Below are 18,147 nucleotides of genomic sequence, written 5' to 3'. Positions count from 1 at the left end.
TGGAATTGGTGATGGTCAGGCATGTCCACTGTTGCCGTGCTTGTCTGCCTAGCCCCTCACCCTAGCCCTCTCCCCGTTTTCACGGGGAGAGGGAATTATCCTTTTAAATCAGCAGCCTCACAGCTAGCCGCGAAAGGGCGGCAAATACTGATCTATCCCCTCGCCCCGCATTGCGCGGAGAGGGCTAGTGTGAGGGGCCAAGCACTCAGGTGCAACAAGCACAAGCATGCCTGACCAGCCTCGCCTCATTTCACGCCGCCCGCGAGAGCCGCAGCGCGCCCGGCTTCAGCACGGTTTCGATATGCGGAACCATGGTGTTGCGGGCAAAGCTGTAAACCTCCGAGCAGCCGATGATCTCGAAGCCGAGCGTCTGTTGCAGCTTCAACGAGGCCGGGTTGTCGGCAAAGATGCCGGAAAACACCGCAACGTCGGGCATGCGGCGGGCAAAGCGCTCGAGCGTTGCCCCGACCGCTTCGCTCATGATGCCATGCCGCCAGTAGTAGCGGTTCAGCCAGTAACCGACGTGCCAGCGGCCATGCCGGAGATCGATGCCGACCATGCCGATATGGACATCGTCTTTCTCGGTGACCGCCAGGTCCCAGCCGGTGTCGAGGCCGGCGGTGTGCTGGACCAGCCAGTCCAGCGCATCCTGCCGGTCATACGGCGTCGGCACGCGGGCGAGCATGCGCGTCACGGCGAAATCGGAGAGTGTTTCCGTCATGGCGTCGGCATCGCTCAGCCGGTGCGGGCGCAGTGTCAGCCGTTCGGTCTGGATGATCGGTGTCGGGCCGGGCGTCAGGATCCTGACGTCCCGGCGGGGAAGGGCGAGGGCGTTCATCTCAGACCTCCCCAGCTTCGCAGCGACATCCAGGTCTTGCGATCGAGCCGGTACCATTCGACCGATACCGTGCTGCCAAGCGCCAGCGACGCGGCAAGGCCGGATCCCTGGAACTGGAAGCCGCACTTCTGCACGACCCGTCTCGAAGCGACGTTCATGACCCGGCAACGGGCATCGATCTGGGCGACATTTTCGCGCGTGCGGAAGACCATGTCGATCAGGGCATGGGCGGCTTCCGTCGTATAACCCTGGTTCCAGTGGGGTTCGCCCAGCCAGTAACCGATCTCGACGGTCTCCGGGTCGGCCGTCGGCTCGACGCCGCAGCAACCGAGAAAGGCGCCGTTGTCGGCTTTGGTAATCGCATAGACGCACTTGCCAATCTCGCCAAGCTTCGTGCGTCGCACGAAATCGGCGGCATCATTGGTCGTATACGGATGCGGCATACGCGATACCATAGTGGCGACGTTGGCGTTGTTGGCAAGATGGGCAAGGGCGTCAATGTCTTCTTCGTGGGGCGCGCGCAGAACGAGCCTTTCCGATAACAAGACAGGGCAATCGGTCCTTAACCGTTCCGGCCTCAGCCGTTCTTCGGGAGACCTTGATTGGTCTTCCCTTAACAATTCGCCTTGCATGGTTCAGTCCTCCTTGAGGGTAAAGAAAAAGGGGAGATGGTGTCCCATCTCCCCTTTTCTTGACTGAACCTGATGCGTCAGCCGGGTCAATGAGACACCGGCTGTTTTCGAGCGCTACCGGTTATTCCGCTGCTTCCGCTTTCGGCATGACAGACACGTACACGCGGCCATTGGCCTTCGTACGGTAGTTCACATTACCAGCCGTAAGCGCAAAAATGGTGTGATCCTTGCCGAGACCGACATTGGTGCCCGGATGCCACTCGGTACCGCGCTGACGCACGATAATGTTGCCCGCGATGACGTTCTCGCCACCGAACTTCTTCACGCCAAGGCGCTTGGATTGCGAATCGCGACCGTTACGCGACGAACCGCCAGCTTTTTTGTGTGCCATTGGAGTTCTCCTTTAAACCTTGTCCCGTGATCTTACTTGGCAGCCACGATGTCCGTGATGCGGACAACCGTGTGATGCTGGCGATGGCCGCGCGAACGCTTCGAGTTCTGACGACGGCGCTTCTTGAAGGCGATGACCTTCTTGGCGCGGTTGTGCTCGACCACTTCGGCCTTGACGGAAGCGCCCAGAACGAAGGGAGCACCGATCGCAGCGTCGGCGCCTTCGCCGATAACGAGGACTTCGGTGAATTCTACGGTGTCGCCGGCGACAACTTCCAGCTTTTCGATGGTCAGCACGTCGTTGGCTGCCACACGGTACTGTTTACCGCCGGTCTTGATGACTGCGAACATTTTTTATCCTTTCATGTTCGTTCCAGCTCTCTTGCCCCGAGGGACAAGCGGCCGTCTTTTTATCAGTCGAAACTTAGCAGGGATTTCAAAGGCTTGCGGCCTCAAGAAAGATCTGCCGGTGAAGCCTCGCACAGAACGAGGCGGCCAAGGCACGGACTTATCCACACCTATTGCGTTGCGGGGATACATAAGGGCCCCGGATCTGTCAAGGCAAAAGGATGAAAAGCTTGAATATTCACCCTTGCCATCCCTTCCGTCTCTCGCTATGAGACAGCCCGCGCCGAACAGCGCCGACCAGCATAACCGGAGAGGTGGCAGAGTGGTCGAATGCACCGCACTCGAAATGCGGCATGCCTGCAAGGGCATCGTGGGTTCAAATCCCACCCTCTCCGCCATGATTTGCTGAATAGTTAGATAGTTTTCGAAGCGCCAGCAACATGAGACGTCAACTCGCTATCGCGCAAAGCTATCAGGGGCCACAGTAGCGGCGCAATCCGCCAGTAGTTATCTCCGATTCGCCCCCAGGACTCTCGTTGATCTGTATGTCAAGTATTTTCTCGATTCTGATGCCGAATCAGATATAATGGCGGAAAACGCAGCCAACTCTAGCTGTCAATAATAGGATAGTTTCCTTGGGTGGAAGATGACGGAACAGCGGCCGATCCCGACACGCGCTTCGAAGGACCAAATACATGCTTTCGCGGAGGAAATTGCGAAGCAACTTGCTTTTGGTCCCGGCGACGAAATCGAAATACTTGTTAAGAGGCTTGGGGGCCGGATTCAGGTAAAAGATCCTATTAATTATTCGGGAGAATACCCTGAATCTATCGTAATCCGTTCTTCAACGGATTTCACTATATTTGTGCCTAGTATGACCTCACCCGAGCGCGATCGTTTTACTATTGCGCACGAATTGGGGCACCTAGCACTTCATTTTCCTTTGTTCTCACAAAAGTATCCGAACGTCCCGATGATTGCGACTCGGTGGGTAGATGAGTCTGATTCAGACCAGCAACGTGCTGAATGGGAAGCCAACTGGTTTGCCGCTGCATTCCTTATGGGCAGTGCGGTTTTTCGTGAAGCATTCGCTGCACTGGGAAAGAACTTGACACTGGTAGCTGCTAAGTTTGGCGTGAGTAAGCCGGCCGCCGAGATTAGAGCAAAAAATCTGAACCTTAATTGATGACGAAGATTTGTCCGGAATATCGCCTAAGATTATTCTTGTCCGTCGACTTGGTTGGATCTACTGCGTTTAAGGCCCGCCACAATGGCCCGAACAGTAAATCGGCATCGCCCAATCCGGCCTGGGTTAGCCAGATTAGACATTTCTCCGTGATTTCCCAGACAAGCTAAACCGCGCGTTTGAGAAGGTTGATAAGCCTGCAAATTGGGCAAGTGCACATGCTGCGCCGCAGGTTTGGAAAACAATTGGCGACGAGATAGCATTCTGCTGCCGTCTGTCGTGCCTATCTCACCTCGTCGTTTGTGTGAAGTCCTTTGCGGACGCACTCGAACAATACGGACGATACCTAGACGCTCAAGAAAATATATCCTTGGACGTGAAAGGATATGGATGGATAGCGGCGTTTCCGTTTCCTAATGTGACCGTCCAAGTATTTGATCCAGTCGGCTCGAAGGATTCTGGAGCGCCTGCGGGTTGGGAACTTCCGGATGAAGCGATTGAGGCAGGCGCGGATGAGAGGCCGTCACAGTTTGACTTCCTAGGGCGTGAAATTGATTCGGGATTTCGAACCGGTAAATATTGTTCAGCAGACAAGCTTTCCATGTCCGTTGAACTCGCTTGGTTAATAGCAAAATACGGGGACGAGGCGCCAATGAAAGGCTTCGAGTTCACTTATGCTGGGCGCAAAGAGATGAAGGGTGTTCTAAACGATCGCCCGTATCCTATCGTAGCGATTGACGTGGAACGTAGTGCTGCTCGCCGAAAAGTTCGAGATCGAGAGCGCGATTTGATTGCTGGCGGTAAGGCATTGAAAGCAGATTCAGTGCATAACTTTCTCGATTCGTTCATTGATGACGAGCAGATCGTTAAGCCGTGGCTTCGTAAGCATTCAGCTGATGCATCGGTTCCAAATCTGCCAGAGGAATATCGCGCATTTAGAGAGACTTGGGAGGCGATCGAAATTGAGCTTACGAAACGCACAAACAGCGAACAGCAAGCCGCAGATCAGGATAACCTCGCCGGTGAAGCCGATGACTTAAACGAAACTGTGACGGCTGCGAGCCAGGTAATGATTGAACGGGCCTCAAAGGTAAATGAGGAGTGATATAGGCGCCGCAATAAAATCTACCGATACACAGAATGTAGCTCACCATACCTTTCTCGACGATGCTTTTAATCTGAATGAGACTACCGAACGTCAAGGCGCAATGGAGTCCAAAATCGCGCCGGGTCCCCGTTACTTCCTGGGACGCTCAGAGATAAGTTATCAATCAAATGATCTTTTTCCTCAGTTGCTCTATTGTTAGCCAAGGATGTTTACGGTGCACCATTCTATGGCAGTTTGCGCACAGCAACGCGAGTTGATCCAGCGTCGTCTTGTGGCCCGGTCGCATATCTCTCACCGGAAACAGGTGGTGAACTTCTATGAAGTGCTTGCCGTGATCGCCATATTTCTCGTCGAAAGTCATTTCACAGGCCTCACAACGTAAGCAATCTTGCTTACTCATTACTTGAGCGAGCTTCTTTTCGATAATTTTTCGGTTTCGCTCTTTCCGACGATGCAAGCCCACGAGCACGCGACCTTCGGCCGCTTCGGCAGGATCTTCATCGTCGTCAGAGATTGTAAGATCAAATGTTTCGCCTGATCCAATAGCATCTCTTATTCTGGCCGCCAGCTCAGACAATTCATCAAATTTCGCATGATATTTCTTCCAAATTTCAACTTCGCTTTCAGCGCCTTTTGTGAGGCCGGTCGTCCCCAATGACTTGAATTCTGGATCAAGACGCCGGAAGTTCATTGCCTTCATATAGACACTACTCGGGCTGCGATACGTATTGGCCACGCGCCTGCCCATCAAAATGCCAAGCGTCTTAAGGATATCAGAGAGCTCGATCGTCAGAAGTGAATGTTGATTCGGGGGGGAGCCTTTGAAGCGCAGATAGTATTCAAGAGCTAAAATGAGTTCATCCGTGATCCAGGGAAATCGCCTCGGAGGCACGTTGCGATGACCAGCGTTTGCGCAGGCTTGTCGAATATCTCGGCACATTTCAACGAATTGCGCTGTCTCGGTTCGAATGGCGACTGTTGACTGCCCCAATTTGCATACGCCGAACCAGCTACGAGCCGATCGACCCGACTGTTCAGTATGAAATATCGGTTCGACATCAGAGGTCGCCTCAAATTCCTCAGGAAGGATATTCTGTGGATTTGTTGGGTTGTGACTAAGCCGTCCTTGTCGCACGAGTATTTTATCAAATCCCTCGTCGAGAACATGCGATAACCCGTCAGTTTTTTCTGCGTCGCTTGGCAAATTGATCTTCACAATGGCAGGTTTAAATTCGACATTACTAGCGAATGTGACGACTTTAAAAACGCCAGTTGGTTCAGCGCGGGAAAGCTGAAAAAATAGATTCATGTCGCCGTGGAAGTAGATATTTTTTCCTCTACCAACTGCCCCCTCTAGCAGAGCCTCTTGCCAGGCACGGAACGCTCCAAACAGTTCATCCTCTTCGACTAGTTGTGGATATGTTTTTTGCGGTTCTTTGCTCATAAGCCCCTCGTTTCGGTTTTTCATTGATTAGCGCAATGGTTGTAAAGCAATCATGAACTGTGAGGGTGCCTATCGTAAGATGGATTTTATCTTGGCACCCCTATGGGGGCATCCTACGCGTGATCTTCAATATCGATTGGAGATTATATGGCGACGATCCGAAAACTCAGAGGGCGCTGGCAAGCACAAGTCCGTCGGCGCGGCATGAAGCCCCGCTGCAAGTCTTTCGATACCAAGCAGGAAGCCGAGAAGTGGGCGCGCGATCTTGAAGTGCAGGTTGACCGCTTTGGTGCCGCTCCGGATACACGTATCCTGGAGAGCACGACGCTCAGCGAGCTTCTAGAGCGTTACAAGACGGAAGTGTCGCCTACCAAACGAGGCTCCGTCCAGGAGATCCAGCGCATTGACGTCCTGAAGCGTCATGACATTGCATATCGGACGATGGTAGGGCTTTCTCCTCAAGACATTTCATCATTTCGCGATGAGCGCCTGAAGACGGTAGCTCCTTCTACGACCGTCCGCGAGCTGGCGATCCTCAGCCACGTCATCGAGGTCGCGATCCGCGACTGGGGGCTTCCGCTTGCCAAGAACGTCGTTAAGCTCGTTCGACGTCCGGTGATCAGGAATGAGCGTAAACGTCGCCTGGAAGGTAGCGAGGAGCAGCGCCTTCTCGATGGTTGCGACGGGGGTAAGATCCCGTTCTTCAAGACGTTGATCATTCTCGCCATAGAGACTGGGATGCGCCGTGGCGAGATCTTGGGACTGCGATGGAGCGATATTTCACATAATCGGCGCGTGATCACTTTGACGATGACAAAGAACGGATCCGGACGCGAGGTGCCGCTGTCTCAGCGTGCGTTTGATGCGCTGACGGAATGGAAGACCCGAGCGGACGTCGAACAGCCGCGTGCCTTTCCCATGGCTCCCGGTTCACTTGAACAAGCATGGTATCGTCTGCTATTGCGTTCGAATGTCGAAGGTCTGCGCTTTCACGATCTGCGGCATGAGGCTGTCAGCCGCTTATTCGAGCGCGGCTTGAACGTCATCGAGGTCAGCAGCATCTCGGGACATAAGGAACTGCGAATGCTGAGGAGATACACGCATCTCTCTGCCGACGATCTCGTAAGCCGCCTGGGGAAGGTGATACCACCTGTAGCACACGTTTAAAGACGTTTCGAAAAGTTGACAATTCAATCTAAGGATGTTTATAAGTGTCAACTTACGGGCCTAGAAACTTGCCGAACCGTCAACTTCCTGGTCAATTCCGAGCTAGAATTCATCAATTTTCGCACGCTAAGTTGACGGAGCTTTACGTTTAGTTGACACTTTTTGCTGATTTCGATCGTTTTTCTCGAAGCGTCAACTTCAGGCGACTCTAATGTTCGTGTGGACGGCAATGTTCTACGGTGTTCATTGTCAGTGGCGGTAAGCTTCGCAGTAAGGATGAGCGATCGAAGTGTGGCAGCAGCATTTACCGGGCGACGGAAACCTTGTGAGGCAGCGTCGAAAACATTTCCAGCGGTATAGCTAGACTTGGTGCTCGATCGAGCTCGGGCTGCAGACAAACTATGTAGCCGAGAGTTGGATCTGACAATACGGCCGGTGCCGTCAGCTCAGCTCTCGCATTATTTGCACCTGGCGGATGTCGTGGATTTCGGCGGCTCCGCATTGTCTTTCTGCTTCTGGTCGCCACAAACCTCCTCTGCCGCTGGCTTGCTCTCATTTGTCACTGACCTCCCCGCTGCCGGAACACGAAGTCCTAGAAACAGTCAACGAGCTCGATGGGGATGGGTTTTGCGTCCGCCGACATCCCGTGACCAAACCTCCCATGTCATGAGGGATATAAAAGCTCGTAGGCGAGCGTCCAGGATGTCCTGGGTAATCTTGAGCACAGATCGGCGAGGAGCGTGCCAGCAGCGAACCTCGAGTTAGCCAAGCGACCCCGCGCGCAATCGCCTGCATCTCACCAACTTTTAGCTAAAATATAAAAAATCAGCACTGCCACGAACGTCTCGCATCGAATGCGCGCACGACTTCAGTCATCCGAGATCGCAAGCGCTATAATGCAAATTAACAGCGCTGCGGCCCCTAATTTACGAATGGATACTCATCTATCCAAAGGAGAACCCGTGACCGAACACCACCTCTCGTTCGAACATCGTGTTCGCGACAATATCACCGCGCTCAGGCTTGTTATGCCCGAAGTTCTGATGCGGGAACGTGAACGCGCTCACACGAAGTGGTATGCGTATCGCTTCATGTCGCCGCTGCAGGCGACGGTGCACTTTGCGGATTTGTATCGTGAGGCATTCAAGCGGTATGTCCGCACTCACCGGGATGTTCATGATGCCGATGCTGCTCAGGGGCTGGGAAGCGGGCTTTTCAGTGGGCCGAACGGGTCTCTCACCGAGGTTTGGAACGCGAGGCAGCGCGCCGACGAACTCAGCTTGCCTTACAACCTGCTCTTCGAGTTTAGCTTCGATTTCGCCGGTAGGCGCACGAGGAAGCGCGCACCTCGGCCGGGCCAGCTCTTTGATAGTGGCGAGGCCGGCATCGCATGGCCGCTAGAACTTGAGAAGTGGATCGTGGATCCGTTGCATCATGAGGTTCAGCGCCTGAGCGTGTCGCAGTATCGGCATGAGAACTATCGGTCCTTTCCTGTTCAGACGGAGTTTCACGACTACATCCTCGCAAGCATCCAAGAAAGGGTAGGAGCGTGGGGACCTAAGCTGGCGCACCATTGTGTTAGCCGTCGCCATCTTCCCATCGGCAAGGCAATCAGGCTCGTGCCCAAGGGCGTTCGCGGATCTGCCATTCGCCACCTTCGCGATGAGCTTGAGTTCGCTATCGGACAGAACGAATGTGCAGTCAGGTTGCCGGATATCGCGATTGCGCCGGCATGCTTCGGGATCCCCTTTGCTTTTGAAGGAACGTCGCCGGAATGTAAGTCATGCCCATTGTCGCATCAGTGCCATGCTGCCGTGCGCACTGCGTCCGATCACATGCATGATCGTTTCGGGACTCTGTCGCCGCTCGAGCGTAGCCGTAAGGAGAGCACTACGGAGGCGACGAGGCTCCGGGTGCAGAGGTTTCGCGCCCGGAAGAAGGCTGGTGAGCTTGAAGGCTCTCCGCAGCCGGAGGAGGTCGCAATGTAACGGTCAACCAAATACGTCTTCTTTAGAAGGATATATAAAACTTAGGGTAACCGTTACATCTCTTCCCTCTCCGGGAAACGGATAACCCTCAACCCCACAAAATCAGACAGACCACACCACGCCGCCCTCCGGCGGCGTGAACGATGACTTGCAACCATAAGGAAACTACGATGAAGAACGAAATGTTGAACCTGCGCCGATTCTTCCGGAACCGGTTCGAGCGCCTCCTCGACCTCAACGATGCGGACGGCTCCGGCGCCGGTGACGGATCCGCCGTCGCGTTGAGCGAGCTATGCGGAATCCTCGCTACGGATGACGAGCCGTTCCCTCGGCATTACGATCGGGACCTTCGGCAGCTTTGCACCCACGAAGTTGGCATCTGGTTTCGCGAGGAACGCGGCTACGGCGATGTTGCTCGCCTTGTAAGTCGCGTGCTCGAAGCTCGCGGCGCTGGAAATACGCGGCCCCGTGGCTTCTGGGTTAGTGAGGTTCTTCGCTGCGATAGTCTCATTGACGCCATGCGTCGCCCTGATACCTCCTCGAACTGAAAGCGGATCAATGCTCAGCACTGAACTTATGCAGGGCGTGGCTGCGTTGGTCGAAAAGTATCGTCAGCGGGAGCTCGATTTTCTCGAGACGCTCGGGAGGATCGATCACCACAGGCCCAGGTGGGCTAAGCCAAGGATCCGCGTGAGGGCGATCTCACATCGTTGGTCGCTCGTGGATCATTCACAAACCAGGATCGCGGGAGAGTAATAGGCCCTGCTTCATTCCCCGCATGAGAGTGCGGGGGTGCACCTTGTATTGCTCAGCTAGAGCGTCGAGCGAAAGCTTATCGGTTGTGAAGGCTTCATGGGCCTCAAGGATCTGCTGTGCCGTGAGCGCTGGTCTCCGACCGATTAAGCTTCCCCTGGACCGCGCCGCCGACATCCCCGCCTTGGTTCTCTCGCTAATGATGGAGCGCTCGAACTCGGCCATCGCTGCCATGATATGGAATGTCAGCCGGCCGCCTGAAGTCGATGTGTCGATCGCCTCGTTGAGTGAGCGGAACTCAACGCCTCGATTCCCGAGGTCGTTGATGATGCGAATTAGGTCGATCAGCGATCGACCCAGACGATCGAGCCGCCACACCACAAGCATGTCTCCCGCGCCGACACTCGACAGGGCATCGATCAAGCCACGCCGATCGAACGTCGAGCCGGAAATCCCCTGGTCGGAGTAAATATGGTCACAGGCGATCGCATCTAGCGCCGCAAGTTGGAGATCGAGATGTTGCTCATTCGTGGACACCCGGGCATAGCCAATTTTGCGCATTTTTGAGCCGAAATCCTACTTAGGTTTCCGGCTATCATACCCGGTAACCCATTGACTTAAAGGAACCTTTTTGTCTGGCGTGGGGTTATCTGTGAACCGTGGCAACCATGCGAAGGAAAACAACGGTTTAAGACGGCAAGGCATTTCTCGGCTAAGCTATGGGATAAAGGTTCCCTTTTGTCGGCAATTTCGAACAAACGAGCAGCCGATGAAACTCTCTACATCTCTTGCTGGCATTCTTTTCCTCGTCTCCGCTGTCAGCGGTGCGCAGGCAGAGCAAGGCGATGTTTACCTCTTTCTCGATCCGCCATCCGTGAAAACAAAAGTCGATGCAATTAGCGCCGATCTTCGGGGAGAGTTTGTCGATCAGGATCTAACCAAGCGTGACGTGGTTGAGCGTCCGCGGTTCTCCTTGTCGTGCAAGGACAACAAATCCCAATTCCTGTCGCTCTATCTGCCGGCAGATTTGAACCCCTGGTCAAATCTCAAGGATGGTGGGGCTCTCAAGGGAAATCTGAAATCCGATGTCGGCTCGTTCTCTGAATTTACAGGCAACCTACGCGCTTCGCCGTTCAATGCAGGTCTTTCCATCGTCATGGACGTTGGAACGAATGCTTCAGCTATCGGGCGAGTTTGGTATGATAGCATGGCAATCACGCTGAACGTTGTGCCAGAAGGTGATCTGCCTGATTTGAACCTTGTTCTATTCGCGGCGGAGACGTCATCAAGTTTCAAGTCCGAACTGGCCACTGCAGTCAAAGCGTGTGAGCTCCTCTCGAGCACGTGAATTGGAGCACGCATTCCGGCTGATCTTGCGGGCCTCGGAACCACCAGACTGACTCATTGGTGCGTTTGACACATCGAGAGTTGTGAGGCAGCGTCCGAACGCACCGAGCCAGCCAGCGAGCTTCTGTGAGTCAAGCAGAGCTTACTGATCTCGATAGCGCCATGAGTTGCTATAGGCCTCTTCTGCAGACATCAAAGTGGGCAATCCCTTGCTGAGCGGATCGAGCTCCTCAATCGCTCTTTCAGCCCAATCGATCCAGTTCTGCACGTTTGGTCGACCGTCTTCCTGGCCGGTCTGATCGAGCCTTTGCTTAACCTGCTCCACAAAGTCACGAAGAGCTGCGGATTCACTGAATTGTTTGGCTTGCTGTTTGAAAACGGCGACACGCGTCCTCTGTATGTCGGCAAGCTTCACCATCTTCGCTGAGGTTAAAGACGGATTAGACATTGAAACCATTGTATCTAGCCACCGAGCACGTGTGTCAGGCGCAAGATGCCGATTTCACTGCTCTCCCTCTTGCGCGTTGTGATCGACTGAGGAATGTTCAGCCATAGATAGAGGGCAGAGGCATGAGTAAATCTTGGATGGTGCGTGCCGATCGCAATGGTCGGCTTTTTGATGTCTTCAAGGAGAAATCTGCAGTCGCAATTGGCTGGGGCGACATCGGGGACCTAACGCAAATTAAGAACCGGAAAACTATTGCCGAAAAGGTCGCTGCTACATGGCCGGAAATGAAGTCTCAAGGCGTAGCGATGGCTGCAGGACAGTTGCATCGCTTCGTCAATGAGATCGAAATCGGCGATATGGTCGTGACCTATGATCCGTCGCGGCGGGTTTATCTCTTGGGTGAGGTTTCCGGCGGCTACCGCTTCGACGACAGCATTGAAGCGGCATATCCGAATATCCGTCCAGTCCGTTGGCAGGGTGAAGTAAGTCGGGATTTACTTTCAGTCGAAAGCCGCAACAGCCTCGGTTCGATCTCTACGCTGTTTCGGATATCGAATGAGGTGGCTGTTGAGCTCAGGAAAGCACTGACGTCCGGCGAGCCTGCTAAGACTGAGGCACTTGTGGCCGGTGCGGAAACCGCCGAGGAGGATGTCTTCGAATCAATGGCGAGCCGCGCGCATGAATTTATAAAAGACCGGGTGAACGCGCTGAGCTGGGATGACATGCAGGAGCTTGTCGCGGGGTTGCTGCGATCCCTCGGCTATAAGACCCGCGTGTCAGACGTCGGTCCCGATCGTGGCAAGGATATCGTCGCCTCGCCGGATGGATTCGGTTTCGAGTCGCCGCGCATCGTGGTCGAAGTGAAGCACCGAAAGGGGGCAATGGGCGCGCCCGATGTCCGCAGCTTTCTAGGTGGCCGGCATCCGCAGGACAAGGGTCTTTATGTCAGCACCGGAGGCTTTACACGCGAGGCGCGCTATGAGGCTGAACGCGCCAATATACCGCTGGCGTTGATGGACCTCGACGAACTAGTGAAGAGTTTGCTGGAGCAATATGACAAGTTGGATCTTGAGACACAGCAGCTTGTGCCGCTGAAACGCATCTTCGTTCCGGCTTGGGCCTAGACGGGGTTGGATATGGCGGACAGCTGTTTGGCGATCACCCTCTTCCAATTTGGCTGAAGCACCTCCACGAGGGCAGTTTCGGTGGCTATGCGTTCTGTTTTAGCACCAGCATGTGGTCGGAACCAAAGCTCGATGGAATTGCCGGTGCGGTTAGTTTCAAGGACCAGGTTGTTTATCCGACAGTTAGTCTGCTGACCGCCTTTGAAGCAGTTGCGTGGTGAAATCGAGCCGTAGCCTGGCCCCCATCTTTGGTAAAGATTCGAGCACTCTCCCACACAGACGGAATTCCGAGCCACGGTTACAACATACAGGCCCGCTGTTTTGACTTTGAAGTCCAGTCGAAATCGGCAGAATGGGCCACTGCCGTAAGCGTGCAACGGAGTCGTCGCCGCCCGCGAGAAACGGAATTGGGGAATAGCTCGAGAAGAGCACCGTCGGAATCGCGCTCAACTTCGATCGCTCCGATATAGCCGAACTCCAGGTGGGCAAATTGCTTGGAGGACTGCTTATTTTGCATACGCCGACCAGACTCGGACATTATCCCAGTTACTCCGCTATCTGACTATCTGTCTGTGGTCTCTGTATTAGCTTCATGGCCTGGAGAATATCCATGGTTTCGACAGAAACTCGGCTGACGCGGGCGATGAGGTCGATCATCTTTTCCTTATAGTCAGCAAAGCGATAGGTGTTGAATTTCTTGCGGATCGTCGGGTCTTTCGGCGTCTTTTCCTTGTATTGATCAAGAATCCATTCGAGGCTCGAGCGGTTGCCGAGACGATAGGCGAACGCTGCAGATGGAATGTCAGACAGTGTCGTCTCGCTGTCAATGTGGACAACGCTATTCTCTGCGTCGGCCTTCAATATGGTCTTTGGCGCGAGGCCTGCTGTGCGAGCTGTTTCGTCGGGCGTATTGATGCGGCTGATTGGCCAAGGCTCTACCGTTTCATAGCCAACGTGTAGTTCCAATAGTCGCTTGCCCCAATCTGCCCATCGGCGGAAGTCGAGATAGAAGGGAATTCGTGGGAGTTCGCGCTTTAGGTTCAGCGCATAGGTCTCACGATAGATCGGATCGTGAAGCACTCCATAAGTGTAATGAAAAATGTCTTCCTTCGTGATCCGGGCTCCTTTTCCATAGTGTTTTTCGAATTGCTTCAGCCCCCAATCGGTAATGTTGTCGATCCACTCTCCGGTGGAGGTATAACGATAGAGAGGAAGGCAAATTGCCCCGGCCGCAGCGCCGACTAAATGCAGATCTGGCAACGCGTTTGTGCTTAACGCCATCCAAGGCTTCTGAGCCGTCGGATCAGTTATGATTAAGCTTTTGACAGATACTTCAGGGTGAGAAAACGGAAAGATCGATTCTTGTTGGTAGGTGCGATGCACAACTACGGGCTGATAGTATCCCTTGAGCTTTGTAAATGGACGATATTGGATGTCTCGAATTGCTGTCGTATTTGGGCTCAGTCGAACATTCCGCTTTGCGTGTGCTTGCAGCTCTGTCGTCCATTTTATCTCTGAAGATACCGCGGTGATATCATCGGATTTCTGTCTGGTTGAGCCCCAGGCATTTCTCGCTTTTTCGTAGTCGTCTATGAATATATGCACTTTTCGCGCAAGTTGCTCTGCGGAATGATCGTAGAGCCAATCGTCGCGATTGGTTGCGATCCCAAAGGACATTAATTTAAAGATAGCTCGTTCTTGTCCACTTGTTTTAGCTGTCTTGGTTTTCTTGTCTGCGATTGGAATTAGATCTTCCCAATCGTTTTCTGTTAGATTGATCCAGTTACTCTTTTTGTCTGGCTCGATCCGCTCGAAAGATAGCAACGACAATTTCTCCGCGCCGAGAAACGCGAGTTTGTCGGCTGCAGTATCAAATTCGGGACGGCGGCAATAGAAGATCTTGCAGCCCTTTTGTTTGCGTCGCTTGACTAAGAAAGAGATGGCTACGCCGGTCTGAATGCCAAAAACATTGTGCTTCGTGCCGGACAGCTTCGGGTTGGCACGCACGTCGCCGCCGAGATCGACCACATATATCTCGTTGAATTCCTCGATCACCGCTTTGCGGAAGCCATCAAAGGTGCGGCTGTCGATAAAACTTCGGTTGGTGATGAAGGCGAGGACACCATCGTCATGCATGCGGTCCGACGCCCAGCGGAAAAACCTGGCATACATATCGTAGGCCTTAGTTTTTTGAGCGGTGGAAAGCCTGATATAACTCGACTTGATCAACTCATCGATACGTGGATAGGCACGATTTTTGTTGTTATCGTTCTCATTTGCTTGGTTAGCATTGTAGGGTGGATTGCCGATTACGACCGAGATTTTGCGGTTGTTCTGTCGCTTGACGCGCTCGATGTTCTCGTCCGAGAGCGCCGCGAACATGTCATGCTGATGTCCAGCGCGGATACCGAGGCCTTCGACATTATCGAGCGTATCGACAAAGCAAAGGTTCGGAAACTCGGCAAACTGGCCTGAGATCGCAGCGTAGGTCGCTTCGATGTTCAGGTTGGCGACGTAGTAGGGTAAGATTGCTACTTCATTTGCATGCAGCTCATTCTTATACTTATGAACGAGCCTTTTCGGGTCACCCCGGAAGTATTCGAGCAGTTCACAAATGAAGGTGCCGGTGCCGGTGGCTGGATCGAGAATCTCGACATGCTCATCGATAAGGTTTTTGCCAAAATGCTTCTCGCAAAGCCAATCAGCGCCCTCAATCATGAATTTCACGATCTCATTGGGTGTATAGACAACACCCAGGCGGTCCGCCTTTTTCGTGTCGTAGACTTTGTAGAAGTTCTCGTAGATCACCTTGAGGAAGGTCTGTTTCTCTGAATGGCTGGTGATCTGCGCGGCATTCGCCCGGATTGCCGCGTAGTAGAGTTCAAGGCCTTTAAGAGTCTCCTTCTTGACTGCACCTGTGAAGAATTTGCCCTCCAACGCGTAGAGCTCTTTGGCGATGTTGTTTTCGCGGTGGAAATCGCCTTCGTTGAAAACATTGGCGAAGATCTCCTCAGTTAGGATGTGCTGGATCAGCATCTCCCGGACATCCGCCTCTCCGAGCGTAGGGTTGATGGTTTCCTTACAGGTTTCGAGAAAGGTCTGCGCTGCTGCTCGGAAAATTAAATTTTCTGCATAGGCCGCGCTGATGCGTGTCCTGAGCGCGTCCAGCACGAAGGGCAAGTAGGTCTTGAATTCCTCTACCGCTTTGCGGAACTCGCGGATTTCGGAGCGCTCGTAACCGAAGAACAGATTGAGCAATTTCAGTAGCGCGCTATTGTCGGTCATCGAGCAGCGGAACACCTCCTGCCGATCCTGGATGAGCACGGCGGTGTGCGAGTTCTCGAATATGATATTGTCTTGCGGGTAACCCTTGGCGAGTTTCTTGCGGATCTCGACATCGAGGTCGTCAGCGGTATCCTTCGCTTCCCAATAGCCGAAGGGCAAGCCCAAGCTGTGGAAGATTGTGCCATCCGGGCGGATGCGTGACTTCTGCGATGAAGCGAATTCATACTGTGCAGCGAACTGCCAGTTGAGTTGCCGCGACCACGTCTTCAAAAGGTCCTTAAAGGCCTCCGATATGACACCTTCGGTTACTGAGCCGGAAAACTTCCGCAAACGATCGATTTCATTCAAATATTGATTAATCAGCTGCTGACTCATGATTCCCCCATCAGCGAAACTTACTGATATAACTCAGCTTTCGGTAGTGTTTTTTGCTGGGTCAGGTGTTCGTGTTCTTGCAAAGCTCGCTAAGGAGATTACCCACCTCAAAAACATTCCGAACAGTCTGGCAAACGTCCTCAGCCCTTCCCGGCGTGTTTGCATACTCATTTGCGTGAGCGAGCTTGTCGCGCAACTCCTGAATCCTCTTGAGGGTGTGGGTAAAGGCAGAGCGCTGCGTGCCCGCTTTCAAAAAGTTTTTTCCGATGATGTCGCGCTTGTCTGCAAATTGGGTGTAGAGAAGCGGGTCTACTATGCCATCCTCCGAAGTAGCTCTATTCATTTCGTCTTGTAGCTTTGCCTGTCTCGGCTCCGAGAGATGCTTTAACCACTGATCCCTCTCAGGGAGGCTTTCTCTTATTGTTTCCGCCATCTGCATCTCCAAGGCAGTTACTAGGCTGAAGAGAACAGGTCGCACTGGAAATTTCTGAATGTCGGAAAGACTAACGAGCCCGACGATCCCCTTTTGTGATACAATAAATCTGAATGGTCTGCTTTCAGCCTCTATAATGAAATCGAGAATGCTGGCATCGGCGCCGATCAGGTGGTGCTCGCCTAGCTGTTTCATGAAGGCACTGATTTTCCCAGCCGGTGCCGCCGTGTTAAAGTAGTCTGACAGCTTGACCACGCCGGTAATGGTATCTTCCGATCCGACAACTGGCATGAAGTCGAATTTGTCCACATTTCGGTCTACGACCTGGCGAAGCTCATCATCTGGCGAACACGTCCAGAATTCGTTTTTTGGTGTCGCAATCAACCCGACTCTCAAACCGTCATGAAGTTTCTGAGCTATTGTCACGCAATGTGCCTCGGTTCCGTCTTGGCTGGCTTCTAGTTCTCTCGCTCCGTAGAGACAAGGCGGGCCGGAACACACGATACCCGAATTGGGCCAATTGGTCTAAATTCTCGGCTGCTTACCATCCCCTGTCTCTCGCTATGAGAGCGCCTGCGTGCAACCTATTGCACTGATTGGCGGTTCCGAAGCAATGTGACGTTTTGCATGACGTTGGCTCTCAGAATGTGCACTTTTTGAAAGACAAAGCTGTTTGTATTGCGTGGATGATAGGCAAGAGCCGTTGAGTTTCAAAAATCGCATTTTCTGAGATGCAAAGATATTTTGTTCTCGTTGATTCCAAGAATGGAGCTCGTCCGCCCTCGGCTTCCTGTTCTCTCGACCAGCGTTCTGCAAGAATGTCTTTACGCGGAAGTCGGGAAGCCCGGAGGCGACGGGCCACAGGTTCACTCGAATTCTCCTGGAGAGGAACTTGCCCAGGCTTTGGAAGCGGCCTCCGGTCGTCGTCCGGCGCTCTATAGTTTTGAGCCGCTGCTGCAAATCGTGCGTGAATAAGAAGGCACGCGCCGGCCACACTGAAAGTGCCTGGGTTGTCGGAATTGCCATCCCATCCTTCTCTCGCTATGAGAACGCCGCGCCAACAAGCGCCGACCAGCATAACCGGAGAGGTGGCAGAGTGGTCGAATGCACCGCACTCGAAATGCGGCATGCCTGCAAGGGCATCGTGGGTTCAAATCCCACCCTCTCCGCCATTTATGCCGATATAGATCGAAGCCGATCAATCAAAGCGGCCCTATCACACCATTCGTTAGAATCCTTTGAAATCTCCCGCAACAGACCAGACCTACATCATCCGGCTCA

General features: G+C 53.5%; 16 protein-coding genes and 2 tRNA genes. 9 read left to right on the top strand and 9 right to left on the bottom strand.

Features of this window, described 5'->3' with window-relative positions; translation table 11 throughout:
* Positions 1-250: 250 nt before the first annotated feature.
* From AC1RO0_RS26270 to rplU, 4 genes are all read right to left on the bottom strand, one after another.
* On the bottom strand, positions 251-838 hold the full coding sequence (locus AC1RO0_RS26270; protein WP_498595507.1) for a GNAT family N-acetyltransferase: 588 nt from the start codon (positions 836-838) through the stop codon (positions 251-253).
* Positions 835-1,470, bottom strand: coding sequence for a GNAT family N-acetyltransferase (locus AC1RO0_RS26265; RefSeq protein WP_007698850.1), 636 nt, complete (start codon positions 1,468-1,470; stop codon positions 835-837). The genes AC1RO0_RS26270 and AC1RO0_RS26265 overlap by 4 nt, the downstream gene beginning before the upstream one ends.
* A 121-nt stretch (positions 1,471-1,591) precedes the next feature.
* Entirely contained in the window at positions 1,592-1,861 is a 270-nt protein-coding gene (gene rpmA / locus AC1RO0_RS26260; protein ID WP_047453730.1) for a 50S ribosomal protein L27, read from the bottom strand.
* Positions 1,862-1,893: 32 nt separating this feature from the next.
* Positions 1,894-2,211 carry a 50S ribosomal protein L21 gene (rplU, locus tag AC1RO0_RS26255; RefSeq protein WP_498595506.1) on the bottom strand — a complete coding sequence of 106 codons (318 nt, stop codon included), beginning with the start codon at positions 2,209-2,211 and terminating at the stop codon, positions 1,894-1,896.
* Between the two features lie 305 nt (positions 2,212-2,516).
* Between rplU and AC1RO0_RS26250 the strand changes: the two genes are divergently transcribed.
* From AC1RO0_RS26250 to AC1RO0_RS26240, 3 genes are all read left to right on the top strand, one after another.
* Positions 2,517-2,606 (top strand) — tRNA-Ser (locus tag AC1RO0_RS26250).
* 248 nt (positions 2,607-2,854) lie between these two features.
* Positions 2,855-3,394 carry an ImmA/IrrE family metallo-endopeptidase gene (locus AC1RO0_RS26245; RefSeq protein WP_498595505.1) on the top strand — a complete coding sequence of 180 codons (540 nt, stop codon included), beginning with the start codon at positions 2,855-2,857 and terminating at the stop codon, positions 3,392-3,394.
* Positions 3,395-3,764: 370 nt separating this feature from the next.
* The gene (locus AC1RO0_RS26240) at positions 3,765-4,499 is read left to right on the top strand and encodes a hypothetical protein (protein WP_498595504.1); all 735 of its coding nucleotides are present in this window, start codon (positions 3,765-3,767) and stop codon (positions 4,497-4,499) included.
* A gap of 166 nt (positions 4,500-4,665) precedes the next feature.
* On the opposite strand, the gene AC1RO0_RS26235 is transcribed toward AC1RO0_RS26240, so the two are convergent.
* Positions 4,666-5,946, bottom strand: coding sequence for an HNH endonuclease (locus AC1RO0_RS26235; RefSeq protein WP_498595503.1), 1,281 nt, complete (start codon positions 5,944-5,946; stop codon positions 4,666-4,668).
* A 147-nt stretch (positions 5,947-6,093) separates the two neighbouring features.
* On the opposite strand from AC1RO0_RS26235, the gene AC1RO0_RS26230 reads away from it, so the two are divergent.
* The 3 genes from AC1RO0_RS26230 (at position 6,094) to AC1RO0_RS26220 (ending at position 9,649) form a co-directional block, all read left to right on the top strand.
* Positions 6,094-7,113 carry a site-specific integrase gene (locus AC1RO0_RS26230; protein ID WP_498595502.1) on the top strand — a complete coding sequence of 340 codons (1,020 nt, stop codon included), beginning with the start codon at positions 6,094-6,096 and terminating at the stop codon, positions 7,111-7,113.
* Positions 7,114-8,075: 962 nt separating this feature from the next.
* Positions 8,076-9,101 carry a hypothetical protein gene (locus tag AC1RO0_RS26225; RefSeq protein WP_498595501.1) on the top strand — a complete coding sequence of 342 codons (1,026 nt, stop codon included), beginning with the start codon at positions 8,076-8,078 and terminating at the stop codon, positions 9,099-9,101.
* A gap of 170 nt (positions 9,102-9,271) precedes the next feature.
* The gene (locus AC1RO0_RS26220; RefSeq protein WP_498595500.1) at positions 9,272-9,649 is read left to right on the top strand and encodes a hypothetical protein; all 378 of its coding nucleotides are present in this window, start codon (positions 9,272-9,274) and stop codon (positions 9,647-9,649) included.
* Positions 9,650-9,830: 181 nt separating this feature from the next.
* Here AC1RO0_RS26220 and AC1RO0_RS26215 read toward each other — a convergent pair whose 3' ends face one another.
* On the bottom strand, positions 9,831-10,415 hold the full coding sequence (locus AC1RO0_RS26215) for a recombinase family protein (RefSeq protein ID WP_498595499.1): 585 nt from the start codon (positions 10,413-10,415) through the stop codon (positions 9,831-9,833).
* 208 nt (positions 10,416-10,623) lie between these two features.
* Between AC1RO0_RS26215 and AC1RO0_RS26210 the strand changes: the two genes are divergently transcribed.
* On the top strand, positions 10,624-11,202 hold the full coding sequence (locus AC1RO0_RS26210) for a hypothetical protein (RefSeq protein ID WP_498595498.1): 579 nt from the start codon (positions 10,624-10,626) through the stop codon (positions 11,200-11,202).
* Positions 11,203-11,343: 141 nt separating this feature from the next.
* Here the strand turns inward: AC1RO0_RS26210 and AC1RO0_RS26205 are convergent, their stop codons facing one another.
* Complete coding sequence (locus tag AC1RO0_RS26205) at positions 11,344-11,658, bottom strand: hypothetical protein (RefSeq protein WP_498595497.1); 315 nt, start codon at positions 11,656-11,658, stop codon at positions 11,344-11,346.
* A gap of 113 nt (positions 11,659-11,771) precedes the next feature.
* Here AC1RO0_RS26205 and AC1RO0_RS26200 point away from each other — a divergent pair, with 113 nt between their 5' ends.
* Positions 11,772-12,773 carry a restriction endonuclease gene (locus AC1RO0_RS26200; protein ID WP_498595496.1) on the top strand — a complete coding sequence of 334 codons (1,002 nt, stop codon included), beginning with the start codon at positions 11,772-11,774 and terminating at the stop codon, positions 12,771-12,773.
* A 546-nt stretch (positions 12,774-13,319) separates the two neighbouring features.
* Here the strand turns inward: AC1RO0_RS26200 and AC1RO0_RS26195 are convergent.
* Positions 13,320-16,433, bottom strand: a complete 3,114-nt coding sequence (locus tag AC1RO0_RS26195) for a type ISP restriction/modification enzyme (protein WP_498595495.1) — start codon at positions 16,431-16,433, stop codon at positions 13,320-13,322.
* A 61-nt stretch (positions 16,434-16,494) separates the two neighbouring features.
* Complete coding sequence (locus tag AC1RO0_RS26190) at positions 16,495-17,292, bottom strand: CBS domain-containing protein (protein WP_498595494.1); 798 nt, start codon at positions 17,290-17,292, stop codon at positions 16,495-16,497.
* Between the two features lie 656 nt (positions 17,293-17,948).
* Here AC1RO0_RS26190 and AC1RO0_RS26185 point away from each other — a divergent pair.
* Positions 17,949-18,038 (top strand) — tRNA-Ser (locus tag AC1RO0_RS26185).
* Positions 18,039-18,147 lie beyond the last annotated feature (109 nt).

The sequence above is a fragment of the Rhizobium sp. GW821-FHT14E12 genome, from assembly GCF_058803745.1.
The sequence above is the reverse complement of the archived record's forward strand: the minus strand, read 5'-3'. Positions and strand labels throughout refer to the sequence as shown.